Source organism: Flavobacterium sasangense DSM 21067 (assembly GCF_000686885.1).
Taxonomy (GTDB): domain Bacteria; phylum Bacteroidota; class Bacteroidia; order Flavobacteriales; family Flavobacteriaceae; genus Flavobacterium; species Flavobacterium sasangense.
The window spans coordinates 126,032-143,042 of the sequence record NZ_JMLU01000002.1 but is presented as its reverse complement, the minus strand read 5'-3'; the positions used below and the strand labels follow the sequence as shown (position 1 = coordinate 143,042).

Annotated in this window: 11 protein-coding genes; 6 read left to right on the top strand and 5 right to left on the bottom strand. The window is 31.6% G+C overall.

All coding sequences use genetic code 11. The features are described from left to right. Positions 1 to 32: 32 nt before the first annotated feature. The 4 genes from BP92_RS0102625 to BP92_RS0102610 form a co-directional block, all read right to left on the bottom strand. Positions 33 to 1,574, bottom strand: a complete 1,542-nt coding sequence (locus BP92_RS0102625; RefSeq protein ID WP_026724619.1) for an acyl-CoA carboxylase subunit beta — start codon at positions 1,572 to 1,574, stop codon at positions 33 to 35. A gap of 74 nt (positions 1,575 to 1,648) precedes the next feature. Further along, positions 1,649 to 3,088 carry an acetyl-CoA carboxylase biotin carboxylase subunit gene (locus tag BP92_RS0102620; RefSeq protein ID WP_026724618.1) on the bottom strand — a complete coding sequence of 480 codons (1,440 nt, stop codon included), beginning with the start codon at positions 3,086 to 3,088 and terminating at the stop codon, positions 1,649 to 1,651. 10 nt (positions 3,089 to 3,098) lie between these two features. Next, positions 3,099 to 3,584, bottom strand: a complete 486-nt coding sequence (locus tag BP92_RS0102615) for an acetyl-CoA carboxylase biotin carboxyl carrier protein subunit (protein ID WP_026724617.1) — start codon at positions 3,582 to 3,584, stop codon at positions 3,099 to 3,101. A gap of 84 nt (positions 3,585 to 3,668) precedes the next feature. Next, on the bottom strand, positions 3,669 to 5,867 hold the full coding sequence (locus tag BP92_RS0102610) for a B12-binding domain-containing radical SAM protein (RefSeq protein ID WP_026724616.1): 2,199 nt from the start codon (positions 5,865 to 5,867) through the stop codon (positions 3,669 to 3,671). Between the two features lie 104 nt (positions 5,868 to 5,971). Here BP92_RS0102610 and BP92_RS0102605 point away from each other — a divergent pair, with 104 nt between their 5' ends. The 5 genes from BP92_RS0102605 to BP92_RS0102585 all read left to right on the top strand — a co-directional run bounded on the left by BP92_RS0102605 (position 5,972) and on the right by BP92_RS0102585 (position 13,643). Further along, entirely contained in the window at positions 5,972 to 9,610 is a 3,639-nt protein-coding gene (locus BP92_RS0102605) for a T9SS type B sorting domain-containing protein (RefSeq protein ID WP_026724615.1), read from the top strand. Positions 9,611 to 9,621: 11 nt separating this feature from the next. Then, positions 9,622 to 10,515, top strand: a complete 894-nt coding sequence (locus BP92_RS0102600) for a DUF6263 family protein (protein WP_026724614.1) — start codon at positions 9,622 to 9,624, stop codon at positions 10,513 to 10,515. A 75-nt stretch (positions 10,516 to 10,590) separates the two neighbouring features. Then, a complete protein-coding gene (gene bshC / locus BP92_RS0102595; protein ID WP_026724613.1) occupies positions 10,591 to 12,186 on the top strand; it encodes a bacillithiol biosynthesis cysteine-adding enzyme BshC in 1,596 nt (531 codons plus the stop codon). A 151-nt stretch (positions 12,187 to 12,337) separates the two neighbouring features. Next, positions 12,338 to 13,165, top strand: a complete 828-nt coding sequence (locus tag BP92_RS0102590; protein WP_026724612.1) for a formylglycine-generating enzyme family protein — start codon at positions 12,338 to 12,340, stop codon at positions 13,163 to 13,165. A 58-nt stretch (positions 13,166 to 13,223) separates the two neighbouring features. Beyond that, a complete protein-coding gene (locus BP92_RS0102585) occupies positions 13,224 to 13,643 on the top strand; it encodes a nucleoside-diphosphate kinase (protein WP_026724611.1) in 420 nt (139 codons plus the stop codon). A 52-nt stretch (positions 13,644 to 13,695) separates the two neighbouring features. On the opposite strand, the gene BP92_RS0102580 is transcribed toward BP92_RS0102585, so the two are convergent. Next, the gene (locus BP92_RS0102580) at positions 13,696 to 15,171 is read right to left on the bottom strand and encodes a helix-turn-helix domain-containing protein (RefSeq protein WP_026724610.1); all 1,476 of its coding nucleotides are present in this window, start codon (positions 15,169 to 15,171) and stop codon (positions 13,696 to 13,698) included. Positions 15,172 to 15,361: 190 nt separating this feature from the next. Between BP92_RS0102580 and aceB the strand changes: the two genes are divergently transcribed. Continuing rightward, positions 15,362 to 16,945 (top strand): malate synthase A, encoded by a 1,584-nt coding sequence (gene aceB, locus BP92_RS0102575; protein ID WP_026724609.1) that lies wholly within the window; start codon positions 15,362 to 15,364, stop codon positions 16,943 to 16,945. Positions 16,946 to 17,011: the final 66 nt, after the last annotated feature.

The following is a 17,011-nucleotide window of genomic DNA, read 5'->3' as shown; positions in this document are numbered from 1 at the left end:
CTTTAAAAAGGGAGTTTTAACATTATTTTAAATTACAACGGAATATTTCCGTGTTTGCGTTTTGGTGTATCGACCACTTTGTTTTCTAACATACTAAACGCTTTGATTAATTTTCTTCTTGTATCTCTTGGTAAAATAACCTCATCAATAAATCCACGTTGCGCTGCTGTATAAGGATTCGCAAATAATTCTGCATATTCTGCTTCTTTTTCTGCTAATTTAGCTACTGGGTCAGCTGCTTCGCTAATTTCTTTTTTGAAGATAATTTCCGAAGCTCCTTTTGCTCCCATTACTGCAATTTCTGCACTTGGCCAAGCAAAATTCATATCGGCACCAATATGTTTTGAATTCATTACGTCATAAGCTCCACCATACGCTTTACGAGTAATTACCGTAACTCTTGGTACTGTAGCTTCGCTAAATGCATATAATAATTTTGCTCCGTGCGTGATAATTCCGTTCCATTCTTGATCGGTTCCTGGTAAGAATCCTGGTACGTCTTCTAATACTAATAAAGGAATATTGAAACAATCGCAAAAACGAACAAATCTTGCTGCTTTTATCGAACTATTTACATCCAAACAACCGGCTAAAACCATTGGTTGGTTAGCCACAATTCCAATACTTCTGCCGCCTAAACGAGCAAAACCTACAATGATATTATCTGCAAAATCTTTATGAATTTCAAAGAACGAATCTTCATCGATAATTCCGCTGATTACTTCGTGCATATCGTATGGTTTGTTCGCACTATCAGGTACAAGTGTATCTAATTTCTCACGCACCTCATCTTGCAATACAAAAGGTAATTTTGGAGTAGTTTCCCTATTATTTTGTGGAATATAGCTCAACAATCTTTTAATATCCTCCAAACATTCTACCCCATTTGGAGATGTAATGTGACAAACTCCCGATTTTGAAGCGTGCGTTGCTGCTCCCCCTAATTCCTCCGAAGTTACTTCTTCATTAGTTACAGTTTTCACAACGTTTGGTCCAGTTACAAACATATAACTATTATTTTCTACCATCATGGTGAAATCGGTCATCGCTGGAGAGTAAACGGCTCCACCAGCACAAGGCCCCATAATAGCCGAAATTTGTGGAATTACTCCAGAAGCTTGTACATTTCTGTAAAAAATATCGGCATAGCCTCCTAAAGAACGAACACCTTCTTGAATACGAGCTCCACCTGAATCGTTTAATCCAATCATAGGTGCGCCATTTTTCACCGCCATATCCATGACTTTACAAATTTTTTCAGCGTGTGTTTCCGATAAAGAACCCCCAAAAACAGTGAAATCTTGAGCAAAAACATATACCAATCTTCCGTTAATAGTTCCATAACCGGTTACTACTCCATCACCATAGATAATTTCTTTTTCCATTCCGAAATCGGTAGTACGATGTGTAACTAACATTCCGATTTCTTCAAACGAACCCTCGTCTAATAAATATTCGACACGTTCTCTTGCTGTTAATCGTTTTTTAGCATGAAGTGCTGCTATTCGTTTTTCGCCTCCACCTAATTTAGCTAAAGCGATTTTATCATTTAATATTTTGATTTTATCTTCCATATTACTTTTTGTTTCAAGTTTAAGGTTTCAAGTTAAAAGTTATCCTAATTCTTACTACTTTTATCTTAATACTCTTAATTAGGCAATCTTAGTACTTTTTGATCTTCCACATATTGTTGAAATGCGATCATAGCTGCGATTTCGGCTTCGGTATCTAATTTTGATTTTAGTTTTTCAGCATCATAATATGCTTTTACAAATCCGGTATCAAAATCTCCAGAACGGAACGCTTCATGCTCCATTACAAATTTCCCGAAAGGTAAAGTAGTATGAACTCCTTCAACTAAATAATTATCAATTGCTTTAATCATCAATTCGATAGATTCTTCACGTGTATTTCCGTACGTAATCAATTTTGAAAGCATTGGATCGTAGTAAATTGGCACATCCATTCCTTCTTCGATTCCGTTATCTACTCGAATTCCTTCGCCTTCTGGCAATTTATAGGTGCTTAAGAAACCAACGTTTGGTAAGAAATCATTCATTGGATCTTCGGCATACACACGAAGTTCCATAGCGTGACCTTTGATTTGTAAATCTTCTTGTTTCATTGGTAACGCTTCGCCACGTGCTACACGAATTTGCAATTCCACTAAATCCAATCCCGAAATTAATTCTGAAACTGGATGTTCTACTTGCAAACGCGTATTCATCTCTAAGAAGTAGAAATTATGGTCAGCATCCATCAAAAACTCAACGGTTCCTGCTCCTAAATAATCACAAGCTTTAGCTACTTTTACAGCCGCCTCACCCATTTCTTTACGTTTTTCTGGAGTCAAAATCGCAGATGGTGCTTCTTCTACTACTTTTTGGTGACGACGTTGAATACTACATTCCCTTTCGAAAACATATACGATATTCCCATGACTATCAGCCATTACTTGTATTTCAATGTGACGAGGTTTAGTTACATATTTTTCAATAAAAACCGAACCATCTCCAAATGCATTAGTTGCTTCTGAAATTGCTCTATCCATTTGAGACACGAAATCTTCTGCTTTTTCCACAACACGCATTCCTTTTCCTCCACCACCAGCTGATGCTTTGATTAGAATTGGAAAACCAATTTCTGTTGCAATTTTCTTTGCAGCTTCGATATCGGTGATAGCATCTTCTGTTCCTGGAACCATTGGAATATTGTAATGTTTCACAGCTTCTTTTGCTGCTAACTTACTTCCCATCATTTCAATCGCTTTTGATTTTGGTCCGATGAAAATGATGTTATTTTTTTCACAAGCTTCTGCAAAAGATGAGTTTTCACTCAAGAATCCATAACCTGGATGCACCGCATCAACTCCAAGTTCTTTACAAACTTCAATGATTTTATCGCCACGTAAATACGATTGACTTGACGCTGCTTCTCCAATTAAAACGGCTTCATCCGCATATTTTACATGCAAAGCATTTCTATCGGCAGATGAATAAACCGCTACCGTTTTGATTCCCATTTTTTTCGCGGTTTTCATTACTCTAATAGCAATTTCACCACGATTGGCAACTAATATTTTTTTAATTTCTTTCATCTTATTCGAATTCAATTAACAATTGTCCTTTATCTACAGCATTTCCTTTTTCAACCGAGATTGATTTAATAACTCCATCTCTTGGTGAAAGGAAACAGTTTTCCATTTTCATAGCTTCCAAAATCAATAAAGGATCGTTTTCTTTTACTTCTTGTCCAACCGAAACGTTGATTTCTAGAATCAAACCTGGCATTGGCGCTTTGATAGCATTAACTACTTTTGTTCTACCACGTTCAATTCCCATACTTTTGATTAATTCATCTAAAGCATCTGAAATCGCCACTTCATAGGTGTTGTTGTTTACTTTAACGGTATATTTTTTAGAAATAAAATCGGCCGATACAAGTTCAGCTTTGTAAGGTGTATTGTCTTTTAGTACATGAAACTTTGTTGCTTCTACCTTTACGGCATCTAATTTTTGAAGATCATTTTCAGTAACTTCAAACGAAGCAGAATTGTTAACTAAAAGTTTATAATTTGCGCTCATATGAGATTTTTTTAGTGGTTGTAAACTTACGAAAAGAAAACGTGAATACCAAATCTCATAAAATTTGTAAAAATACTATAGGTTTTACAAGGTTAATAAACCAAATTGTCTTAAGGTCAAAATGGGTTTTGAATACCAAAACAATTCAAAATCCTCCCATTTTTGTTCAAAATCGGTTTTCAATTGAGCAAAAGTTACTTTATTATCGGAATAAACTGAAATTCTCTCTAAAGTTATGACCAACCATTTCCCCTCTTCGGCATTTACCGAAATATCAAAGGTTTTTGTTTTATTATGAAACGTTAATTTCATCATTTCCCAAGAATTTCCTTTTTTCGATTTGGTGAAGATTTCGGTTTGAGGTTTTCCTCCTATCCAAACAATTTTAGCATTTGGTTTTACTGAGAAATTATGTTCTTTTTCTAAACAATTATAAATAAAGTCAGGTGAAATTTTTGTTTTTGGAATTTTGAAATCGAACCAATCTTGCAAGTCATGATCAAAGCAGATTCCGTGCATGTAATTGAATAACGATTTTTTTAATCCGAAGCTGAATTTATCGTGATTGATTCCGGTTTTATCTTTGAAATTGATGTCGTTATTAGCAAACATAATTTCATTTTGCTCCGGAATTACTCCGAATTCTTCTGGAAACATTCCCACAGGTGAATGTGCTGTCATAGCAAATTGATGCCAAAAACCACTTTGTAAAACGCCCAATTCAAACAATTGACGTACCATTTCCAAACTATCTACCGTTTCTTGAATGGTTTGTGTGGGATAACCATACATTAAATACGCGTGAACCATGATGCCAGACTCCTTGAAATTTCTAGTTACTTGCGCTACTTGTTCTATAGTTACCCCTTTTTTGATTAATTCTAGAAGTCGGTCTGAAGCTACTTCTAATCCACCAGAAACCGCAATACAACCTGATTCTTTTAGCAACAAACACAAATCAGCCGTAAAACTTTTCTCAAAACGAATGTTCGTCCACCAAGTAACTACTAATTTTCGTTTGATGATTTCTAAAGCTACTTCGCGCATTAAAGCTGGTGGCGCTGCTTCATCTACAAAATGGAAACCGTTTTCGCCTGTTTGAGCGATTAATTCTTCCATTCGGTCGACCAAAATTTTGGCAGCGATGGGTTCGTATAACTTGATGTAATCTAATGAAATATCACAAAATGTACATTTTCCCCAATAACAACCGTGCGCCATGGTGAGTTTATTCCAACGACCATCGCTCCATAAACTGTGCATAGGATTGGCTACTTCAATTACGGAAATATATTTATCTAATAATAAATCGGAATAGTCTGGAGTTCCTACTTCACTTTGTTTGTAATCGTGACGAGTGGAATTGTTTTTATAGACGACTTGGTTATTTTCTAAAAGAAAAGTTCGTTTTAAAGGCATCTCTTCCGAAATTTCGGAATCGTTCGATATGACATTATAAACTAATTCAACTGGCAATTCGCCATCATCTAACGTAATAAAATCGAAAAATTTAAAAACGCGTTGGTCTTTTAATTCACGTAATTCCGTATTAGGAAAACCGCCACCCATTGCCGTTTTTACATTCGGAAAATTGGCTTTTATGAATTGAGCACAACGAAATGCACTATATAAATTCCCTGGAAATGGAACAGAAAAACAAACCAATTTAGGCTGAACTTCTTCAATTCGTTCTTTCAGAATTTTGATGGTGATTTTGTCGATAAACGTTACCTCTTGTTGTAAATGTTCGTACAATTCATCAAACGAATTAGCACTTCTACCCAAACGCTCAGCATAGCGACTAAATCCGAAATTTTCATCGATACATTCCACAATAAAATCAGATAAATCTTCTAAATATAAAGTGGCTAAATGTTTCGCTTTGTCTTGCATTCCCATCGAACCGAACGCAAATTCCATATCGTCTAATTGGTCAAATCGAGACGCTTCTGGTAAAAAATTTCCTGAACAAATTTGACGAGCTAAAGATGGATTCTTTCCTTGAAGAAAAGCGATTACGGAATCAATGGATTTGATGTAATCGTCTTTTAAAGCGAAAATTCGTTGCGAATTCGGTCCAAATTCTTCCAGCTTGGAACCTGAAACTTGAAACAAACTTTCTAAACCATCTTTGGAAAACATTTCTAAAATCACCTCAATACCTAAGTCCATTTGGTAAGCGGAAATGTTCTTGGTATTCAGAAAACCTTTGATATAAGCCGTTGCTGGATACGGTGTATTCAGTTGGGTAAAAGGTGGTGTGATTAATAGAATGTCTTTCAAAGTTTTCTAATAAAATTATGATTATCTATTTTAGAAAGAATTTAAATAATAATGTTATGAAAAATCTTTCATTTTTTTATATTTTTGTAAAAAAATTCTACTAAATGAAAAATATTCTTTTTCAAATCTCTCTACTTTTTCTAACTATTACTTGTTTAGGACAAAATTCTGAATTAAATACCAAAAATTCAAACATTGTTTTGATTAACGGTCGTGCCTTTGAAAGCACACCAGAATTTAATTTAAATGACTCTATTCAAAGGGAACAATTTCTTAACAAAATTGAAACTGAAAGAAATTTGAATTCCAATAGATTTATTCCTTTTTCAAGATTACAAAGTTCGGTTTTTTTATGTAATAACGGAGGTTTTGAAGAGTTTGAAAATACAAATAATACTTTTACCTTAAAAAATTACAGTTACGGTACGGGATCACCAGTTAATCCTATGCAATGTAAAGATGTATATGTAACTGCTAACCAAGGAATTATTCAATACGATCCAAACGCAAGTAGCTTAATGGCTACTACGGTACCATCGAATTATTATGATGAGTATATTGGCAACATTAACGGATTTGATCAATATGTTTTAAAAGTAAATCATAAAAATTCTTCCATAACATCTGGTGTTGTGCAAACGAAACGTTTTAAAACAAATAATGAAACAGAAGTAAAATTTAATTTTAAAGCAGTACTTCAAAGTATATCAGGATCTGACCATGATAATGAACAACCTTATTTCAAGGCCAAAATTATTAAAAACAATGTTGTAGTTAGTGAGTTTTGTTTAATTGGAGATCCAAATAATTGTATCTTCACTCAATATGAATCATCAAGTAATGGAAGTATTATTCTTTACACTGAAAATTGGCAATCGGGTATTTTAGATATTTCTTCAATTCCTAACAACGAAGATTTTATAATAGAGTTTACTGCATCAAGATGTGGATTAGGTGGTCATTTTGGCTACACTTATATTGATGATTTATGTTTATTACATTCTGATGAAAATTTACAAGGCAGCATTCAATTAAATCCATTATTTGAAATTTGCCCTACATTTCCATTATCGGTTTGTGGAACATTTACAATTCCTAATTCTGGCGGAGTAAGCGCAAATGTTCAATCTATAGAAATAAAAGTTTTAGATCAAAACAATCAAATTGTTTATACTTCATCTAATCCTTCTCAATTAAACTTGAACACCAAAACTTTCTGTTTTCAAATTAATGCAAATGATTTACCTAATGTAACAAATAACAACTACAATGTTCAAGCAATCATAAATTACGGGATAGTCCTAGGAAATACCACTTGTTCAGGAACCAACTTTGCAAGTGCTTCTGACAGTGATGCAAATACAGGTTGGGACATTTCCTTTTTAAATTGTTTACCAGATTGCGATTATAAGCCTACAACTACAAATTTATTTAAATGCGATTTAAATGGAGATGGAAAAGAGTTTTTTGATTTAACAAACTGTGAAGGCTTAATAATAAACAACCCCTCTAACTACACTTTTAGTTATTATGCCAATCAAAATGATGCTTATAACGATGTAAATTCGATACCAAATTTTCAAAATTTTGAAAGCTATACTTCTGCAATTTTTGTTAGAGTTATAAAAGACGCCACATGCTATAAAATAATTCCTATACAACTTACGGTTAAAAATCCTTTTACAACCATTTCGGGAATTTTAAATATTTGTAGCGGAAGCACCACATTAACGGCATCTCAAGGAGCAAACTATCTTTGGTCAACAGGTGAAATCACTCAAAATATTAGTGTAACTTCTGTTGGTACATATTCAGTAACAGTTACTGATAATTTTGGATGTATTTCTACTAACAGTGTTACAATTTTACCAAATCAGGTAGCTGTTTTACCTACAATTGAAATTCAGCAACCAAGTTGTCATGTAGCATATGGAACCATAACTGTTACGTCTCCTGCATCAGAATACAGCTTCGATGGTGGGGCAACATGGACCACATCTAACACGTTAACAAATCTAAATCCAGGATCTTATCAGGTTAAAATTAGAACAATAATGGGATGCGAATCTTACAATTCGCCTATTACAATTCGCTCATTATTATTAAGCACACCTTATGTAACCTATACAAATCCAACTTTTTGTGGCGATTTTGGTTCTATTTCAATACAAACTCAAGCAACTGAATATAGTTTTGACGATGGCCTAACTTGGTCAACTAATAATGTTGCCACAAATCTACCTATTGGATTATATACCGTGAGAATAAAAGACACTGATGGCTGTATATCCAATCCAAAAATTATTTCAATTGAAGGTGTTTTCTTAAACACTTTAGATTATAGTGTTGTTGAACCTTACTGTTCCAATTTAGGGAGCATAACAATTACAACTCCAGCTAGTGAATATAGTTTTGATGGAGGAAATACTTGGCAAACATCTAATATACTTAATAATGTTACTGCTGACACCTATATTTTAAAAATAAAAAATGCGTTTGGGTGTACCTCTCCCAATTATTATGTTTATGTTAGAAGTTTAGAAAGCATTCAACCTGCCTATACAATTGATCCGGCTGGATGTAATAAATATGCTAGTGTTACAATAACAACTTTTGGAGATGAATATAGTTTTGATGGAGGACTAACATGGAGTACATCAAATACTTTAGGAAATTTAAATCAAGGTAATTCAGTCATTATTAAAGTAAAAAGAGGTAGTTGCCAAACGTTAGCCACTACAGTATATATTTCATCATCTTTTTTACCATTACCTAACACACAAGATTTCACAACTCTTATTTGTGATAATGGCAACAATGGTAACGAAATAGTTGATTTAAGACAATTTAATCAAAACATTATAAGTAATCCGAATAATTATAATTTCACCTATTATAATTCGCTTATTGGAGCACAAAATCAAACAGCATCAGATCAAGTAACTACTTTTTCAAATTATAATTTAAACCAAACAGATAAAACGTTTTTTGTTCTAGTAAGAGACAACTTTGGATGTTACCAAATCAGTGATCTGCAATTAACTTTAATACCAACACCTGTAATCACTCTAAACAATCTGTATTACTTATGCGAAAACTTTACTGTTACTTTAACTGAAAACAGTTATTTTGATAGTTATTTATGGTCAACTGGAGAAACAACACCATCAATAGTAGTTAATCAACCAGGAAATTATAGTTTAACCGTAACTGAAATTCATGGAAGTGTAATATGCTCTACAACTAAAAACGTAGCTGTTGTTTTATCAAATCCAGCAACTATTGGTCCATTTGAAACATCTGACTGGACAGAACACGACAACACAATTACTGTAAATGTTACTGGTTTAGGTAATTATGAATATTCATTAAACGGAATCGAATATCAAGATAGTCCACTATTTTCTAACTTACCTAATGGAGAATATACCATCTTTGTTAGAGACAAAAACGGTTGTGGCGTAAGTTTCGACGAAATTTACTTACTTATGCATCCTAGATATTTCACTCCAAATGATGATGGATACAATGATTATTGGAGAATTAAATTTTCGGAAAATGAACCTAATCTAAAAATTTTAATTTTTGATAGACAAGGTAAATTTATAACTCAATTTGGGCCAAACGACTTGGGTTGGGATGGTAAACACAATGGAGAACCATTACCATCATCAGATTATTGGTTTGTAGTAAAAAGAGAAAACGGAAAAGAACATAGAGGACATTTTACTTTAAAACGATAATTTTTAGAGATATGCACACAAAATTTTTAATCATCTTCTTAAGTGTTTTATTTATTTCTTGCGAAGAAAAACATGCATTAAGACTCAATCTAACACCTGGAAAAATTTACAAACAAACCGTTTTAACTCAAAGTCACATTTATGAGGATGATATCGATTCTTGGGCAGATATTGAAGTATCCACGTTTTATAAGATCGACTATAAAGTTACAAAACGAGAGGATTCAATTTTTACACTTAGTTGTAAATTAAAAGAAATGATAATAGAATTTGAATCAGATTTTGATAATAAAATTATTGATTCTAAAGAACGAGATAGCGGAAATCCTTTAGATAAAATCATTTCTAACATGATTAACAAAGAATTTTTTGTTGTTATTAATGAAAAAGGGAAGGTAAAAGAAATAAAAAATACAGATAATTTATATAAAAACTTATTTGACGGCATTCCGCAAATCACCGAAGAACAAAAACAAAAAATAGCTAAAACATTCAAGGAAAGTTTTAACGATAAGACATTTAAAAATAATTTAGAAAATGGATTCTATATGATTCCATCTGAAGAAGTGGCATTAAAAGAATCTTGGACAAACAGTTTTAAAACGGAATTAAATGGCACCAAGATGAATTTAAAAAACACTTTTACTTTAACAAAGTTAAAACCAAACAAATATGCAATCATTGCTGGAAAATCTTTTATTACAGCTAAAATAAACAAAGAGAAAAGCAATGCCGATTTAAACGGAAAAATGACCTCAAAATACAAACTAAACCCTTTTAATGGTTGGATAAAAGAAGCTCTTATTACTCAAGAAATGAAAGGAATGATGGAAATTACCGAAAACAACCAAAAAAGAAAAACTCCTGTTAAAATATATAACCGAATTATGATTAGCGGGTATTAACTAATAATAAACTACTGTTAAAACCATTCAACAAATAATGTAATTTAGTATTTTAGCAAAAAAATAATTGCCAAAATGCCAAACGACTGTATAACGTATCAAAATTCAGGATATTTTTCAAAACTAATTGTAGATTATTTAGACCAAAAGGCTGAATTAAAAACGTTACATAATCGATTTCCAACATTAGAAAATTTCAAACTTCAAATTGAAGAAAAAAGTAAAAATTTTCCAATTGAAAATCGTGAAATCTTAGTCAATGCATTACTAAATCAACATCAAAAGTTTGAAATTTCAGAAGCTACTTCTACTAACATTGAAATTTTAAAAGATTCAAAAACCTTTACTATTACAACTGGGCATCAATTGAATTTATTCACCGGTCCATTGTATTTTATATATAAAATTATCTCTGTTATTAATTTAACAAAGGAATTAAAAACTGCTTATCCCGAAAATAATTTTGTTCCTGTGTATTGGATGGCAACTGAAGATCATGATTTTGATGAAATCAATTTTTTCAATTTCAAAGGCAATAAAATCCAGTGGAAAAAAGAAAGTAAAGGTCCGGTTGGGAGATTAAACACTTCTGGATTAGAAGAAGTTTTTGAGCAATTTTCTACTGAGTTAGGTTTAGGAAACAATGCCAATTATCTTCGTGAATTATTTAAAAAATCCTATTCGAAACATGAAAATTTAGCTGATGCTACTCGATATTTAGCTAATGAATTATTCAAAAATGAAGGTTTAGTCATTTTAGATGGTGATGATTTAGAGCTAAAAAAACTATTTATTCCTTATGCTAAAGAAGAATTATTACAGCAAACATCTTTTAAAACAGTTAACGAAACGCTTCCATTACTAAAAGAATATAACGTTCAGGTAAATCCAAGGGAAATTAACTTATTTTACATTCAAGATAATTTACGTGAGCGCATTATTTTAGAAAATGGAAATTACAAAATCAATAACACACAATTATCATTTTCAGAAAGCGAGATCTTAACTGAATTAGAAAATAATCCAAAGAATTTTAGTCCGAATGTAATTTTACGTCCGTTGTATCAAGAGGTGATTTTACCTAATCTTTGTTATATAGGTGGCGGTGGCGAATTAGCGTATTGGTTAGAACTAAAATCAAATTTTGAAGAGAATAATATTACCTTCCCTATTTTGTTACTTCGTAATTCTGCTTTAGTTGCTACAAAAAAGCAAGTTGAAAAATTGGAAAAATTAGGGTTAAATTGGTCTGATATTTTTCAAAATCAACAAAATTTAATAAATGAGAAAACCAAAGAATTTTCAGACTTAACTATAGATTTTAGCGAACAAAAAGCATTTCTTAAAAATCAGTTTGAAGCATTACATATCATTGCTAATAAAACTGACAAATCATTTATAGGAGCTGTAAAAGCACAAGAAGTAAAACAATTAAAAGGTTTAGAAAATTTAGAAAAAAAATTACTCAAGGCTGAAAAAAGAATTTATTCCGAAAAATTAGAACGAATTATTCAACTTCAAAACGAATTATTCCCAAATCAATCTTTACAAGAAAGAAAATCAAATTTCGCAGATTTCTACAATGAGATAACAAATTTTGAAGCTTTTTTCTCACTTTTATACTCTGATTTACAACCACTAAAGCAAAATTTCTCATTAGTTATTGTTTAAAAAAATCGACCAAATACTTTTTTGTTCGATAAAAAACAATATATATAATTTTTTAACATCAATTTAAGGTAAAAACTACGTTTTATAACAATTTTACCGCACAATGTTATATTATTATTATATTTGCACACCTAAATTAATAACTAAACTTATGAAAAAAATTACGTTTTATTCTACATTATTAATTACCCTTTTATCATTATTCGCATTTAAAAACAGTCTAGTTGATATTGACTTAATAAAAATTCAAGGAGGAACTTTTAAAATGGGTTCAAAAGATTCTGATGGTTTAGCGGATGTCGATGAACAAAAAGAGCATACTGTAAATTTAAATACATTTGAGATTAGCAAATTTGAAGTTACAGTATGGGAATGGAAACAATTCATCAAAGCTAACAAAATGAAAATGCCAGAAAAACCAACTTGGGGATGGCAAGATAATTACCCAATAAACGGTGTAACCTGGAATGAAGCTATTGCTTATTGTAACTGGTTAAGTAAAAAAGAAAAACTACAACCAGCCTACACTAAAAAAGGTCCTAATTTTGTTTGTAATTTCAAGGCAAACGGATACAGACTTCCAACAGAAGCGGAATGGGAATTTGCAGCAAAAGGTGGCGCTTCATCAAAATCCTTTAAATACAGTGGTAGCAATAATTTAGATGAGGTTGCTTGGCACAAAGGAAATAGCAAAGGAACACCACATACAGTAGGAACAAAACTACCTAACGAATTAGGAGTTTACGACATGAGCGGAAATGTTTGGGAATGGTGTTGGGATTGGTACAATAAAGATTTCTACAAATTAGAAAAAGGAGACAATCCTAGAGGTCCCGAAATGGGAGAAAGAAGAAGCGTTAGAGGTGGATCATGGGATAGTCAACAAAACTATGTAAGACCCGCTAATAGAATTTCAACAGAACCTAATAAAACACATGAGTTTTATGGTTTTAGAGTTGTTAGAACTATTACAAAATAATAAAAAAACAATATTGCAAAACCTAATTAAAATGGTACCTTTGCAAAAAATTTAAAAAATGGCAACAAACAGAACTTTTACAATGATTAAACCAGATGCTGTAGAAAACGGACATATTGGTGGTATCTTAAACATGATTACAGAAGGTGGTTTCAAAATTGTTTCTTTGAAATTAACTCAATTAACTATTGCTGATGCTCAAGCGTTTTACGCTGTTCATGCTGCAAGACCATTTTTTGGTGAATTAGTTGAATTTATGACTAGAGGTCCAATTGTAGCTGCTATCTTAGAAAAAGAAAATGCAGTGGAAGATTTCAGAACATTAATTGGAGCAACAAATCCAGCAGATGCAGCTGAAGGAACTATCCGTAAAAAATATGCTACTTCAATTGGAGAAAATGCTGTTCACGGATCTGACTCTGATGAAAATGCAGCTATTGAAAGTGCTTTCCATTTTTCAGGAAGAGAGCAATTCTAATTTTTAGAATTATCATATAAAAAAATCCCGATTCAATGAATCGGGATTTTTTTTACTTATATTTTTCCATTATCTCTTTCACAACCATATCTGTTTGCAAAAAACGAGCTTTTCGTTCCAAATTTTTTGGTGGTGCAACTCTTTCTAAACAATCTGAAATTGAACAAGATTCGCAAGTTACTCCAACTTTTCTTCGTTTAATATTTTCATCTTGCAAAAAAGCTATTCTACTTAAAGAATGTTGATTAATCATAATGCCTAAAGCAATACTTCTATAATAACCTTTTCTAAAAGGATCTTTTGTAGCCGAAGAAATTACAAAATATTCATTATCCGTATGATTATAAGAAGATATCTGACTATCTAATACATGATTTTCAGTTGTTTCTGTCAAATCTTGAATTGTTTTTAAAGATATCCACCTACGACAATAATGTTCATTTCGTTCATTTGCATGTGGTTCTAATAAATTTGTTATGTGTAATTCTTTGGTCAACTGAAAATCACCACGTTCAGGTTTATAACTAAATCGCAAAAAGAATAAATTTTTCAGATTAAAATCTTTTGGTAACACATTCGTTAATCGTTGATAAAAGGTTTCAGGAGAATCTGTAAAACCATCCATCAACATTTGAAAATCGTTAGTAGAAAAAGTTTTCTTATCAAAAAAAGATTTAAGTGATGCTACTAGTGATTTACGCGGAATTAATAAAGCTCCTGCAAAATATGAAGCTATAAAATTATTTAAAACTTGATCAAAACTATCAAATTTTATCCATGAAAAAGTAAACAATCTATCAGTTATATTCAAAAAATTGTAAGCAATTTCTTTTGCATAAATAAACATTCGTTGCGAATCATCAGTTTCAGACGAAACCAAAAGAGTTTTAGAACTTGGCACAAAAACAGAACGTAAATTATTCAATTCCTTATGCTGGGCTAACTCATCATTCTCAATTGTGTAACCGTATTCTTCAACTAAAATTTCTTCAAAATCTTTTGAATTTAACCGTTTATTCAAATCTAGTGAATATGCTTTGGCAAATTTTTCAACCTGTAGCTCAATTTCTTCAAAGTAATTATTATTTGCTTCCTGATATGAACGTAAAGCAGCTAAAAAGAAACTTTCACGTGTTAAATTATAGTGTTTAGCAATTTCAAAAAGTGTACTAATAAAGGCATTAACCTTTACAGGAGCTTCTGCAATAATATCAATTAAATCGCTTTCTTTAATTCCAAAAATATCTAATGGAATCTCTTTTAGAATTCTAGACTGCAAAATCTCTCCAATTGGCGCCAAATTTTTATCCAATTTTAAAGAAACTAATTGATCGTATGTTGTTTCTAAAGCTTCAGATAAAAGTACAATCTTATCTCTTTTAGGATATTTTTTTCCTTTTTCAATTTCGTTTAAATACGATTTAGACAAACCTGTCATTTTTGCCAAACCAAACAACGATAGATTTTTTTCGGTTCTAATTTGTTTCAATTTTAAACCAAAAATCAAACGGATATATTCTTCTTCAATCATCAATCAACTATTTAAAAAAATTAGAAACCTTTAAACTCTTTGCCTCATTTTACAATAAAAAACAAATATAATACATTTTTGCGAAAAATATTTTTTATGCTTTTTTTACATTTTTGCGAACGTTCGCTTGTTTTATGTTTTTTAATTTTATAATATTGTACCAATCAAACAAATAAACTTTCTAATTATGGAAACGAATATCTCACAACTTCAAGTAAAACAACAAGAAAAGTATCCTGAAATCCTTTCAGATGATGCTTTATTATTTATAGAAAAGCTACAAGTAAAATTCAATCCAAAAAGATTAGAATTACTAGAAAAGCGAAAAGAACAACAAAAAAGTTTTGATTTAGGTGAAAAGCCTCATTTTCCAAAAGAAACATTAGAAATAAGAAATAGCAATTGGACTGCTGCACCAATCCCTGAAATTTTGCTAGACAGAAGAGTTGAAATTACAGGACCTGTTGACAGAAAAATGGTTATTAATGCATTAAATTCTGGCGCAAAAGTCTTTATGGCAGATTTTGAAGATAGCTGCTCTCCTACTTGGTCTAACTTATTAGATGGGCAACAAAATTTAAAAGATGCTATAAACAAAACCATTTCAATAGAACAAAATGGAAAAAAATATCAATTAAATAATAATCAAACAGCCACACTTTTAGTCCGTCCAAGAGGCTTGCATTTAGAAGAAAAAAACATTCAATTAGATGGGAAAAATTTTTCTGGCGCATTAGTAGATTTTGGTTTATTCTTTTTCCACAATGCAGAAACTCTAATAAAACAAGAATTAGCTCCATTTTTCTATTTACCAAAATTAGAACATTATGAAGAAGCTCGTTGGTGGAATGATGTTTTTTTATATTCACAAGACTACTTCAAAATTCCAATCGGAACAATAAAAGCAACCGTTTTAATTGAAACAATTACTGCAAGTTTTCAATTAGATGAAATCATATATGAATTAAAAGATCATATGGCAGGATTAAATTGTGGAAGATGGGATTACATTTTTTCATACATCAAAAAACTAAAATTACAGTCTGGTTTTATGATTCCAGACAGAGACCAAGTTACAATGACTAGCCCTTTTATGAGTGCCTATTCGCAAAGAGTAGTTCAAGTTTGCCACAAAAGAAATGTACTAGCAATAGGCGGAATGGCAGCGCAAATTCCTATAAAAAATGACGAACATGCAAATGAAATAGCTTATGAAAAAGTAAAATCAGATAAAGAAAGAGAAGTTAAAAACGGACACGATGGCACTTGGGTAGCTCATCCAGGATTAGTACAGCTAGCAATGAAAGTTTTCAACGAAAATATGCCAACAAAAAACCAAATGCATATTAAAAGAGCTGAATTGAATATAACAGAAGAACAATTGTTAGAACTTCCGAAAGGAACCGTAACAGAAAATGGAGTCCGTAAAAATATCAACGTTGGAATTTTATACATCGAATCTTGGCTAATGGGTGTTGGAGCTGCAGCAATATATAATTTAATGGAAGATGCGGCCACAGCTGAAATCTCAAGAACACAATTATGGCTTTGGTTACATAAAGAAGTTACTCTTGAAAATGGAGAAAAATGTAATCCTGAATTATATCAAAAGTATACCTCTGAAGAGTTAATTAAAATTAAAGCCTATGTTGGAGAAGAACGATTTAATTCAGGAAAATTTGAATTAGCGACAAAACTTTTCACAGATATGATATTAAATTCAGAATTAGACGAATTTTTAACCTTGAAAGCATACGAATATATAGACTAACAAAAAAACTGCCGAATGCTGCAACATCCGACAGTCTATCCATAAATAATTACAAAATAATAACTA